Genomic DNA, 12572 nt, shown 5'->3' with positions numbered 1-12572 from the left:
TCAGCCCTCAATCATCAAACCCGACCTGCTCGTGGATCTCGTCGACTTTCAGCTCCAGCCGATACGCCACTGCAATGAACAGTGCCTGGCAGAGGCACAGGGTGGCGCTCAGCGAACGGAAGGCGAACGAGCTGCCTTCATTGACCAGCAACACCGAGTTAGCACGCTTGGCCAGCGGCGACAGATTGCTGTCGGTGATGATCAGCGTCTTGGCCTGATGATGCTGGGCGATGCGCAGGCAATGCTGGGTTTCCTTGCCGTAGGGCGTGAAGCTGATGGCAATCACCAGATCGTTGGCACGCACGCTGCGCATCTGCTCTCGATAGCTGCCCCCCAGGCCCGATATCAAGTGAATACGCTTGTTGGTATGTTGCAGGTTGTAGACCAGATAATCCGCCACAGCAAATGAGCGGCGCACACCCACCACGTAGATATTGTCGGCGTTGACCACCAGATCTACAGCCTTTTCGAACTCATCGTCGTCCAGCTCTGCACTCAAACGCTCCAGTCCGGAGAGCGTTGCGCTCACGCATTCGCGTGCCAGATCACCCGAGTGGGCCTTCTGAGACTTATTGGCGATCATGCTGCGGATGCGTTGCTGGTAGTTCTGCACCGGCGTGGTCTTGTGCGTGTAAGCCTCGCGAAACAACGCCTGCATCTCACTGAAGCCGCTAAACCCGAAACGCTGGGAAAAGCGCACGATGGCCGACGGGTGGACTTCGCACTCGCGGGCAATGTCACTGATCCGGTCAACCATGATCCGGTCGCTCTGCTGGCTCATATAGCTGGCGATGCGCTTGAGCTGACGCGGTAAACCGTCGTACTCATCAGTGATCAGCCTTAGCAGGCCTTCGGCATTGGTCGGCGGCATGTCGACGCTCGTCTCGGGCAGAGTGGGCTGATCGGCGCGGGTCATATTCAAATCCTTTCTACCTGTTCTTTCAGGGCAATTTCTTACAGGGCAACATCTTTCAAGGTAACGCAGTTGTGTGCCCGACGATGGAGGCTGCCTTGGGCCGGGACGACTATAGCTTACCCGTCTGTGCATTGTGCCAGCACTTGAATAGCGGTATGGAAAAAATATTCCACTAAAAATAATTATAGAATAAATATTGATTGATGAGGCTCGACGTTTTACGCTGCATTCACAAAGCAGCGTGTACACATGATGCAGGCGCTGCAGGCTGATAAAAATAACAGGAGCCACCATGGGCCAGACACGCTTTGCCACTGGGCGTCAGTTGGATCTGATCTGCCTCGGACGCCTGGGCGTCGATCTTTATGCGCAACAAGTAGGTGCGCGGCTGGAAGACGTTTCCAGTTTCGCCAAATACCTGGGCGGCTCATCGGCCAATATCGCATTCGGTACTGCCAGGCTAGGGCTCAGGTCGGCCATGCTGAGCAGGGTAGGTGATGACCATATGGGTCGCTTCCTGGTCGAGTCGCTGGCCCGCGAAGGCTGTGATGTCAGCGCTATCAAGCGCGATCCCGAGCGCCTGACCGCCATGGTGCTGCTGGGGCTGAAAGACCGCGAAACGTTCCCCTTGGTGTTCTACCGCGAAAATTGCGCCGACATGGCTTTGCGCGCCGAGGACATCGACGAACGGCAGATCGCGTCGAGCAAGGCGCTGCTGATCACCGGCACGCATTTTTCTACCGATCAAGTGTTCAAGGCCAGCAGCCAGGCGCTCGACTACGCCGAAAAGCACGACGTCAAACGCGTGCTGGATATTGATTATCGCCCAGTGCTCTGGGGCCTGGCGGCCAAGGCTGATGGCGAGACACGTTTTGTTGCCGATCAGAAGGTCAGTCAGCATGTGTAGCGCATCCTGCCGCGTTTTGACCTGATTGTCGGTACTGAAGAAGAATTTCAGATTGCCGGCGGCTCTACCGATTTGCTCACTGCCCTGCGTACCGTGCGCGAACTGACGGCCGCAACGCTTGTGGTCAAGCTCGGCCCGCAAGGTTGCACAGTGATTCACGGTGCGATTCCTGCGCGGCTTGAAGACGGCGCAATCTACCCCGGCGTGCGGGTTGAAGTGCTCAACGTGCTGGGCGCTGGCGATGCGTTCATGTCCGGTTTTCTCAGCGGCTGGCTCAAGGATGCCAGCGACGAGCGCTGCTGCCAGCTGGCCAATGCCTGTGGCGGGCTGGTGGTATCGCGCCATGCCTGCGCGCCTGCGATGCCGACGCCTGCCGAACTGGATTACCTGTTCAGCAGCCCGCACCCCATTACCCGGCCTGATCAGGATGTTGTCCTGCAACGGCTGCATCAGGTCAGCTTGCCACGCAAGCAGTGGCGGCAGTTGTTCATCTTCGCCTTCGATCATCGCGGCCAACTGGTCGAGCTGGCCCAACAGGCCGGGCGCGACCTGAGCAGCATCAGCCAGCTCAAGCAACTGTTCGTGCAGGCGGTTGAGCGGGTCGAAGCCGGCCTGCGCCAGCGTGGCATCGAAGCCGATGTCGGGCTGCTCGCCGATCAGCGCTTCGGTCAGGATTCACTTAACGCTGCGACCGGTCGCGGTTGGTGGGTGGCGCGTCCGGTGGAAGTGCAGGGTTCAAGACCCCTGGCGTTCGAGCATGGCCGCTCCATCGGCAGCAATCTGCTCGCCTGGCCGCAAGAGCAGATCATCAAGTGCCTGGTGCAATATCACCCCGATGACGAGCCCATGCTGCGTCTGGAACAGGAAGCGCAGATCAAGGCGCTCTACGACGCGTCGAAAGTCAGTGGTCACGAACTGCTGCTGGAAATCATTCCACCCAAGGATCACCCCTCGTCTCATCCTGACGTGATGGTCCGGTCGCTGAAGCGTTTGTACAACCTGGGCATCTACCCGGCGTGGTGGAAGATCGAGGCGCAGAGCGCGCAGGTCTGGCAGCAGCTGGACGAGTTGATCCAGCAGCGCGATCCGTATTGCCGTGGCGTGGTACTGCTCGGGCTCAATGCGCCTGTCGAAGACCTCGCTGCCGGTTTTGCCGAAGCACGACACAGCCGCGTCTGCCAGGGTTTTGCCGTCGGCCGGACCATATTTCGCGAGCCAAGCCGGGCCTGGATGGCCGGGGAAATAGACGATGCGGCGCTGGTCAGTCGGGTGCAGAGCACCTTCAACTGGTTGATCGAGTCCTGGCGCGAAAGCCGCGCCTGACTCTTTCTTGATCTGACGTCGCGATAACAACAAAAAAGGTGCAGCCATGCCCGTTTCCATTTCCACACCCAGGATCCGCATCGGCATCAACCCGATCTCCTGGAGCAACGATGACTTGCCGGCCCTCGGCGGAGAGACGCCACTGAGCACCGCCTTGAGCGAAGGCAAAGCCATTGGTTACGAGGGCTTTGAGCTCAACGGCAAATTTCCGAAAGATGCCAAGGGCGTCGGCGATGTGCTGCGGCCCTATGATCTGGCGCTGGTTTCCGGCTGGTATTCAAGCCATTTGGCGCGGCGCTCGGTGGCCGAAGAAATCGAAGCCATTACCCCGCATGTGCAATTGCTCGCCGAGAATGGCGCTTCGGTACTGGTGTACGGTGAAGTGGCTGACTCGATTCAGGGGCAGCGCATTCCGTTGGTTGAACGACCGCGTTTTCACACCGATGCAGCCTGGCTTGAATATGCCGAAAAACTCACCGAACTGGCGCGTTTCACCCTGTCCCGAGGGGTACGCCTGGCGTATCACCACCACATGGGCGCTTACGTCGAGTCGCCACAGGATATTGATCGGCTGATGACACTGACCGGCAAGGAAGTCGGACTGCTGTTCGATTCGGGGCATTGTTACATGGGCGGCGGCGAGCCTTTGCAGGTGCTGAGCAAGCACATCGAGCGCGTCTGCCATGTGCATTTCAAGGATGTGCGCAAACCTGTGGTGCAACTGGCACGCAACAATCTCTGGAGCTTTCCGGACTGTATCATCAATGGCACGTTCACGGTGCCAGGCGACGGTGATATCGACTTTTCTGCGCTGCTCAAGGTGTTGTTGCAAGCCAGCTACAGCGGCTGGCTGGTGGTCGAGGCCGAACAGGACCCAGCGGTAGCGCCGAGTTATGTGTATGCCAAAAAGGGCTATGACACCTTGCGCCAACTGCTGGCCGATGCGCAATAAGGAGGATTGAACCATGAATCTGCTGACCAAGAGCAAACCCCAGGGCCGTGACATCGTGACGCTGGCGCCTGGCTCGCTCGAGTACGTGAACTTTGCCGCCTACCGACTGGAGGGCGGAGAGCGCCTGCCTCTCGCTGCAGAAGAAAACGAACTGTGCGTGGTCTTGCTGGCCGGGCACGCCTGCGTGAATGGCGAAGCACCGGGGCAGGGCGCTTTCAGTTGGGAAAACATCGGCGACCGGCAATCGGTGTTCGAGGAAAAATCGCCGTTTGCGGTCTACCTGCCACCGCATAGTCAGGCAGAGTTCGTTGCGCGTGGTCCGCTGCATCTGGCCGTATGCACGGCGCCGGGCGATGCGGGCAAACAGCTTGCGGCGCGGCTGATCATGCCGGGCAGCATGAAACGCAGCGTACGCGGCAAAGGGGCAAACACCCGTTACGTGTGCGACATTCTGCCGGACAGTGAACCGGCGCATTCGCTGCTGGTGGTCGAGGTACGGACTCCTTCGGGACATTCGTCCAGCTACCCGCCGCACAAGCACGACCGGGACAATCTGCCCCACGAGAGCTTTCTCGAAGAGACCTACTACCACCAGGTCAACCCGCCGCAGGGTTTCGTTTTCCAGCGGGTTTACACCGACGACCGCAGTATCGATCAGGCCATGGCCGTGGAAAACAATGATCTGGTGACAGTGCCCAAAGGTTATCACCCGGTGTCTGTGCCCTACGGTTACGAATCGTATTACCTGAACGTGATGGCCGGTCCGACACGCGCCTGGCAGTTCCACAACGACCCGCAGCACAGCTGGCTGCTGGATCTTTGATTTCCCCTTTTTACTCTGGAGGCATGAGATGAACGAGTCACCGGTAATCGGCCATTACATCAACGGACACCTGAATGACGGCGATGGTGAGCGTTACAGCGATGTCTTCAACCCGGCAATCGGCACTGTTCAAGCGCGCGTTGCGCTGGCCAGCGTGAAAACCGTGGATGAAGCGGTCGCTTCGGCCAAGGCTGCTTTTCCCGGCTGGGCCGATCAGTCCTCGCTGCGCCGGGCGCGGGTCATGTTCAAGTTCAAGGAATTGCTGGACCGGCACCACGACGAGCTGGCGCAGATCATTTGCCGCGAGCACGGCAAGGTGCTGTCCGGTGCGCGTGGTGAAGTGGTGCGCGGTATCGAGATTGTCGAATTTGCCTGCGGTGCGCCCAGCCTGCTGAAAAGTGATTTCAGCGACAACATTGGCGGTGGTATCGATAACTGGAACCTGCGTCAGCCACTGGGCGTCTGCGCCGGGGTCACGCCGTTCAACTTTCCGGTCATGGTGCCACTGTGGATGATCCCTATGGCATTGGTGACCGGCAACTGCTTCATCCTCAAACCTTCCGAGCGCGATCCGGCGGCCAGCCTGCTGATGGCGCGCCTGCTCAAGGAGGCCGGTCTGCCTGATGGTGTATTCAACGTGGTGCAGGGCGACAAGGTCGCGGTCGATGCCTTGCTGCAGCACCCTGACATCGAGGCCATTTCGTTCGTCGGTTCGACGCCGATTGCCGAGTACATCCACCAGCAGGGCACAGCCCACGGCAAGCGCGTGCAAGCGCTGGGCGGGGCCAAGAATCACATGATCGTGATGCCCGATGCGGACCTGGATCAAGCCGCCGATGCCTTGATCGGGGCGGCGTATGGTTTGGCGGGTGAGCGCTGCATGGCGATTTCCATTGCAGTGGTGGTAGGCGATGTCGGCCAGCAACTGATCGACAAGCTGCTGCCGCGCATCGATCAGCTCAAGGTCGGCAATGGCATGCAGGCCGATTCGGACATGGGGCCGTTGGTCACCGCCATGCACAAAGCCAAGGTAAAGGGTTTCATCGATCAGGGCGTCAAAGAGGGGGCGAAGCTGATTGTCGATGGTCGCCACTTCAAGGTGCCGGGTGCCGAGCAGGGCTTTTTCGTCGGGGCGACGCTGTTCGACCACGTCACGCCGCAGATGCAGATCTACAAGGAAGAAATATTCGGCCCGGTGCTGGGCATCGTCCACGTTGCGGATTTCGCCAGTGCCGTCGAGCTGATCAACGCACACGAATTCGGCAACGGTGTGTCGTGCTTTACCAGCGATGGTGGTGTGGCCCGTGCGTTTGTGCGGACCATCAAGGTCGGCATGGTCGGTATCAACGTGCCTATCCCGGTGCCCATGGCCTGGCATTCGTTTGGCGGCTGGAAACGTTCACTGTTTGGCGATCACCACGCGTATGGCGAAGAAGGCCTGCGCTTTTACAGTCGCTACAAGAGTGTCATGCAGCGCTGGCCGGACAGCATCGCCAAAGGCCCCGAGTTCAGTATGCCGACTGCCAAATAGCCTTCATCAATGGAATGTTGCGGAGAACAAGAACAATGAACCAACCTCTGCGTTTCGCCCTTAATCGAATGGTCGCGCCGCGCCTGTCTCTGGAAGGTTTCGTCGATCTGGCGGTGAAGCTGGGTGCCGATGCCATCGAGATTCGCAACGACCTCAAGGGTATCGAGATCGAGGACGGCACTGCACCCCAGGTCGTTCGTGACCTTTGCGCTGCCCGGGGGGTAAAGGTGCTGTCCATCAACGCCCTGTACCCATTCGATGTCTGGAATGAAGAGCGCGCCGCCCAGGCGACGAAGCTTGCGCAGTACGCTCGCGACTGCGGTGCGCGCGGTCTGGTGCTATGTTCGCTCAATGACCGTGCAGATCCGCGTAACGGCGCGCAGCGCGCTTCGGGGTTGCGCACCGCGTTGACTGCGTTGGCACCGATTCTTCGTGAGCACGGCATTCTCGGCTTCGTCGAACCGCTGGGCTTCGAGGAGTGCTCGTTGCGCCTCAAACGTCAGGCGGTGGACGCAATCAGGGCGGTGGGTGGGCTGGACGTTTATCGGCTGGTTCATGACACCTTTCACCACCACCTGGCCGGTGAGGTCGAGCTGTTTCCAGAGTTGACCGGGCTGGTGCATATCTCCGGTGTCGAGGATGCGCAGGCACCGCTCAACAGCATTCGCGATGGCCATCGCGTGCTGGTCGGCGAAGCTGACATTCTGGGTAATGCATCGCAGATCGAGCGTTTGCTGGACAGCGGCTATGAGGGCCATCTGTCGTTCGAACCATTCGCCGAAAGCGTCCATGCGCTGGCCGACATCCCTCAGGCGATAGCGGCGAGCATGACGCACTTGTCACGAGCCGTTTCGCAGCGTCACTGACGTCAGCTGTCAGGCCACCTCAAACCCTGGCCACCTCAAACAACAACAAGGTGCGAACATGAGTACAACCCGACTGACCATGGCCCAGGCCCTGGTGAAGTTTCTCGATAATCAGTACGTCGAAGTCGACGGCGTGCAGAGCAAATTCGTCGCTGGCATCTTCACCATTTTCGGGCATGGCAACGTGCTGGGTCTTGGGCAAGCGCTGGAACAGGACAGCGGCGACCTGGTGGTTCATCAAGGCCGTAACGAGCAGGGCATGTGCCACGCCGCCATCGGTTTTGCCAAGCAGCATCTGCGGCGCAAAATCTACGCGTGCAGCTCTTCGGTCGGGCCAGGCGCGGCGAACATGATCACCGCCGCCGCAACCGCCTCGGCCAACCGCATTCCGCTGCTGCTGTTGCCGGGCGATGTCTATGCCAGCCGCCAGCCTGACCCGGTGCTGCAACAGATCGAGCAGTTTCACGACCTGAGCATCAGCACCAACGATGCATTCAAGGCGGTGAGCAAATACTGGGACCGTATCAACCGTCCCGAGCAGTTGATGAGCGCGGCGCTCAATGCCATGCGCGTACTGACCGACCCGGCTGATACCGGTGCCGTCACGCTGGCGCTGCCTCAGGATGTGCAGGCCGAGGCCTACGATTATCCGGACAGCTTCCTGCAAAAACGTGTGCACCGTATCGACCGCCGCCCGCCCAGCAAGGCCATGCTTGACGACGCGTTGAAGCTGCTGGCCGGCAAGCGCAAACCGCTGCTGATCTGCGGTGGTGGCGTGCGTTATTCCGGCGCAGCCGATGCCTTGCAAGCCTTTGCCGAGCGCTTCGATATCCCGTTCGCCGAAACCCAGGCAGGCAAGAGTGCCATCGTTTCGGCGCACCCGCTGAACATGGGCGGCATCGGCGAAACCGGCACGGTGGCGGCCAATCGGTTGGCGAAAGAGGCGGACCTGATCATCGGCGTCGGCACCCGCTATAGCGATTTCACCACCGCGTCGAAATGGCTGTTCCAGAACCCGGATGTGCAGTTTCTCAACCTCAATGTCGGTGCCTTCGATGTGCAGAAGCTGGATGGCGTGCAGGTCCTGGCCGATGCGCAGGTGGCATTGCAGGCACTGACCGAAAGCCTGCAAGCCAGCGGTTACCGTGCTGCCTGGGACGATGCGCCGCAGACAGCCCGTGCGCAGCTGGATGCCGAGGTTGATCGCCTGTATGCGGTCGAGTACCAGAGCGAGGATTTCGTCCCGGAAATCAACGATCACCTGGATCCGGCCGTGCTGCGCGAGTTCATCGAGCTGACCGGCTCGTGTCTGACCCAGAGCGGCGTACTGGGCATCCTTAACCAGAACCTGCCTGCTGACGCAGTGATCGTTGCGGCGGCGGGCAGTTTGCCGGGCAACCTGCAGCGTGCCTGGCGCAGCACCGGGGTCGACACCTATCACGTCGAATACGGCTATTCATGCATGGGCTATGAGGTCAATGCCGCACTGGGCGTCAAGCTCGCTGCGCCGCACCACGAGGTTTTCGCGCTGGTCGGTGATGGCTCTTACATGATGCTTCATTCAGAGCTGGCGACCTCGATTCAGGAGCGGCGCAAGATCAACGTGGTGTTGCTGGACAACATGACCTTCGGCTGCATCAACAACCTGCAGATGGAGCACGGCATGGACAGTTTCGGCACCGAGTTCCGCTTTCGCAATCCCGACACAGGCAAGCTCGACGGCGACTTTGTACTGGTGGATTTCGCCATGAGCGCTGCCGCCTATGGCTGCAAGACCTATAAGGTCAGCACCGCCGAACAACTGCGTCAGGCGCTCGTCGATGCGCAACGTCAGACGGTCTCGACGCTGATCGACATCAAGGTCCTGCCCAAGACCATGATCCACAAATACCTGTCGTGGTGGCGTGTCGGCGTTGCCGAAGTATCAACGACCGGCACCACAGACCAGGTTTACGAAAAACTCAACCGCGAACTGGCCAAGGCTCGACAGTACTGATCACTGTTTATCGTTCAGCGCCCGTGACCCGTTCACGGCAACATCCAATAAAAAAAGGAACATGAAAATGGCATTGAAACTCGGCGTGATCGGTACAGGCGCAATCGGTCAGGATCATATCCGGCGTTGCAGCAAAACGCTGGTTGGCAGTCAGGTAGTAGCGGTCACCGACATCAACCTGGAGCAGGCAGCCAAAGTGGTGCGCGAGCTGGACATCGGCGCCGAAGTGTATGCCGATGGCCACGCGCTGATTGCCGCGCCCGACGTCGAGGCGGTGCTGGTCTGTTCCTGGGGCCCCAGCCATGAAGAGTACGTGCTGGCGGCCATTGCCGCAGGCAAGCCGGTGTTCTGCGAAAAGCCTTTGGCCGTTACCGCCGAGGGTTGCCGGCACATTGTCGAGGCCGAGATCGCCAGCGGCAGGCGTCTGGTTCAAGTGGGCTTCATGCGCCCCTATGATCAGGGCTATCGCGCCCTGAAATCGGTGATCGACAGCGGCCGTATCGGCGAACCGCTGATGCTTCACTGTGCGCACCGCAACCCTCGGGTCGGCGAGAACTACAAGACCGACATGGCGATCACCGACACGCTGATTCATGAACTCAATGTGCTGCGTTGGCTGCTCAACGATGACTATGTGTCGGTACAGGTGGTGTTCCCGCGCAAGACCAGCAAGGCCCTTGCGCACATGAAAGATCCGCAGAACGTGATGCTGGAAACGGCCAGAGGCACGCGCATCGACGTCGAAGTGTTCGTCAACTGCCAGTACGGCTACGACATCCAGTGTGAAGTGGTCGGCGAGAGCGGCATTGCCAAACTGCCTGAGCCTTCCCAGGTGCAGTTGCGTAGCGAAGCGAAATTGTCCAACGCGATCCTGATGGACTGGAAAGACCGGTTCATTGCCGCCTATGACGTCGAGTTGCAGGACTTCATCGATGGCGTTAACGCCGGCACGATTTACGGACCTTCTGCCTGGGATGGCTATGCCGCTGCGGTGGCCGCCGATGCCTGTGTGCAAGCGCAGAACAGTGGAGCAGTCGTGCCGATTGCCCTGGAGATGCGTCCCGCGTTTTATGACTGACAGAGGTGTCTGGAATCGGGCTGTCTTTCAAACAGTAAAAGGGAGGGCATCATGCGCATCGCACTGGATCCTTATATGTATCGCCACCTGTCGCTGGGTGCGATGGTCGATAAGACGGCGGAACTGGGCTACGACTACATAGAGCTTTCACCGCGCGAAGATTTCATGCCGTTCTACAAGTACCCGCGCGTGGATCGTGCGCGAATCAGGGAGTTTCGCTAAGCCCTGAGCGATGCTGGTGTGAAACTCTCCTCGCTGTTGCCGCTGTACCATTGGGCTGCGCCGGATGAAGATTTGCGTATTGCAGCGGTGCGCAACTGGAAGCGCGCCATTCAGGTGGCCGTGGAAATGGACTGCGACCTTATGAATACCGAGTTCAGCGGGCAATCCGATCATGCACTGGTGTGCGAAAACCAGTTCATGAAATCCATGGATGAACTGATGCCGTACTTCGAGCGAGAAGGCATCCGGCTCGATATCCAGGCGCATCCTTATGACTTCTGCGAACGTAACAACGAGTCAGTCGACATCATTCGCGGCCTGGACCGGGACTGGATCAATTACCTGTATGCCGCGCCACACACCTTTTTCTACGATGATGGCGTGGGGGACATTGCCTCGATGCTGCGGTACGCAGGTGACAAGCTCACCCACCTGATCATTGCCGACACCTATAATCACCGGGCTTCGTCCAACCTGCGCTACATCGTCAACCCGCCTGGCGTCACGGCAACGGTGCATCAGCATCTGGACATCGGGCAGGGCGAGGTGGACTGGGACGCGTTCTTCTCGACATTGCGGGACATTGATTTCGACGGTATTGCCACAGTGGCCGTATTTGCCTGGGAGGAGCGTGCAGATGAATCGAGCCGATTCATGCTGGAGCGGGTCAAAAGCGAGCTGCTTCGTTGAAACGGTGGCATCCAATACACGACCGATGGCTGCGGCCATGAGGTTCATGGACTACAGGAGATATCCATGCGAGCAGGGCTGGTGGGCTACGGCAAAGGCGGGCGTTACTTTCATGCAACGCTGATTTCGAGTTTGCCCGGTGCCACATTTGCAGGCGTTGTCACCCGTTCACCCGAGCGAAAACAGGAAGTGGTCAACGATCATCCCGGCGTGGCAACCTTCGACACGCTGGCCGAGCTGATCGCTGCCGGGGTAGATGTGGTGGTGATTTCCACGCCCCTGGCTTCGCGCCGAGCGTTGATCCTTGAAGCTATAGAGCTGGGCGTCGGGGTGGTCAGCGACAAGCCCTTTGCCAGCGACGCCGCCCAGGCGCGCGAGCTGGTGGAAGCGGCCGAACGGCGGGGCGTGCTGCTTAGCGTTTATCAGAATCGGCGCTGGGATTCCGACTTCCTCACCGTACGCAAGTTGATAGACAACAAGGCGCTGGGGCAGATCAGCCGGTTCGAGTCCAGTATCGAGCGCTATTCGCCACGCTCGGTAGGCAAGGCCAGCGGTGGTGGCATGCTGCGTGATCTGGGCAGTCATCTGGTGGATCAGGCACTGGTACTGTTCGGGCCGTTCGAGCGGGTGTATGCAGAATTGCAGTTCGCTACGCCGCAAGACGAACTGGACCACACGTTCTTCGTGTCCTTGAGGCATGCCAGCGGTGTGACTTCGCACCTGTCAGGCAGTTGTCTGCAAAATACCCCCAAGCCGCGTTTCAGGGTCAGTGGATCAAAGGGCTGTTACAGCGTCGAAGGGCTGGACGGTCAGGAGGAGGCTGCGTTTGCCGGCCTCACGCCACGGTCCGAGGGCGAGCGCTGGGGTGTCGAAGAGCATCGGCGCTGGGGCTGGTTCGAGCAGGGTGACCATCGCGAGCGTGTGCCTTCGGAGCGCGGTTGCTGGCTTGAGTTCTACCGCCTGTTGCAGAGCGCCGTTGACGAGCAGGGCGGTAATCCGGTTGATCCTCATGATGCCATCGCATCGGCACAGGTCATGGATGCAGCTCGCTTGAGCGCCAGTGAAGGGCGGGTTGTGGTGTTGTAATCATCGCGTGCCACGCTGCACATTCAAGCCTGCCATCGGACAAAGCCCGACGCCTGACAAGCGTCGGGCTTTGTCGTATGTGCAGCCGAATAAAAATGAAATGGAATAAAATTCTAAAATCAGTTGAATTGGAAAATATTTTCCAATAGAGTCTTTTTCAGGTTACCGACTATCGAATCACT

General features: G+C 59.3%; 8 protein-coding genes and 2 pseudogenes. 9 read left to right on the top strand and 1 reads right to left on the bottom strand.

All coding sequences use genetic code 11. The annotated features are described in order from the left end of the window. Positions 1–7: 7 nt before the first annotated feature. A complete protein-coding gene (locus AO277_RS02100) occupies positions 8–916 on the bottom strand; it encodes a MurR/RpiR family transcriptional regulator (RefSeq protein WP_002554092.1) in 909 nt (302 codons plus the stop codon). A 292-nt stretch (positions 917–1208) separates the two neighbouring features. Here AO277_RS02100 and AO277_RS02095 point away from each other — a divergent pair. The 9 genes and pseudogenes from AO277_RS02095 to AO277_RS02055 all read left to right on the top strand — a co-directional run bounded on the left by AO277_RS02095 (position 1209) and on the right by AO277_RS02055 (position 12390). Next, positions 1209–3146 (top strand): annotated as a pseudogene (locus AO277_RS02095) (bifunctional 5-dehydro-2-deoxygluconokinase/5-dehydro-2-deoxyphosphogluconate aldolase). 46 nt (positions 3147–3192) lie between these two features. Next, the gene (gene iolE, locus AO277_RS02090) at positions 3193–4098 is read left to right on the top strand and encodes a myo-inosose-2 dehydratase (RefSeq protein ID WP_004665739.1); all 906 of its coding nucleotides are present in this window, start codon (positions 3193–3195) and stop codon (positions 4096–4098) included. Between the two features lie 13 nt (positions 4099–4111). Next, complete coding sequence (gene iolB / locus AO277_RS02085) at positions 4112–4921, top strand: 5-deoxy-glucuronate isomerase (RefSeq protein WP_044317793.1); 810 nt, start codon at positions 4112–4114, stop codon at positions 4919–4921. A 28-nt stretch (positions 4922–4949) separates the two neighbouring features. Then, the gene (locus AO277_RS02080; RefSeq protein WP_044317794.1) at positions 4950–6452 is read left to right on the top strand and encodes a CoA-acylating methylmalonate-semialdehyde dehydrogenase; all 1503 of its coding nucleotides are present in this window, start codon (positions 4950–4952) and stop codon (positions 6450–6452) included. A 35-nt stretch (positions 6453–6487) separates the two neighbouring features. Continuing rightward, entirely contained in the window at positions 6488–7318 is an 831-nt protein-coding gene (locus tag AO277_RS02075; protein ID WP_044317795.1) for a TIM barrel protein, read from the top strand. Positions 7319–7376: 58 nt separating this feature from the next. Next, complete coding sequence (iolD, locus tag AO277_RS02070) at positions 7377–9314, top strand: 3D-(3,5/4)-trihydroxycyclohexane-1,2-dione acylhydrolase (decyclizing) (protein WP_044317796.1); 1938 nt, start codon at positions 7377–7379, stop codon at positions 9312–9314. A 67-nt stretch (positions 9315–9381) separates the two neighbouring features. Next, positions 9382–10392, top strand: coding sequence for a bifunctional inositol 2-dehydrogenase/D-chiro-inositol 1-dehydrogenase (gene iolG / locus AO277_RS02065; RefSeq protein ID WP_044317797.1), 1011 nt, complete (start codon positions 9382–9384; stop codon positions 10390–10392). Between the two features lie 51 nt (positions 10393–10443). Further along, positions 10444–11304, top strand: a pseudogene (locus AO277_RS02060) (sugar phosphate isomerase/epimerase family protein). 66 nt (positions 11305–11370) lie between these two features. Beyond that, positions 11371–12390 carry a Gfo/Idh/MocA family protein gene (locus AO277_RS02055; protein WP_044317798.1) on the top strand — a complete coding sequence of 340 codons (1020 nt, stop codon included), beginning with the start codon at positions 11371–11373 and terminating at the stop codon, positions 12388–12390. The last annotated feature ends 182 nt before the right edge of the window (positions 12391–12572 follow it).

The organism is Pseudomonas amygdali, from assembly GCF_002699855.1.
Classification (GTDB): Bacteria; Pseudomonadota; Gammaproteobacteria; order Pseudomonadales; family Pseudomonadaceae; genus Aquipseudomonas; species Aquipseudomonas amygdali.
This window is presented reverse-complemented; position numbering and strand designations above follow the sequence as displayed.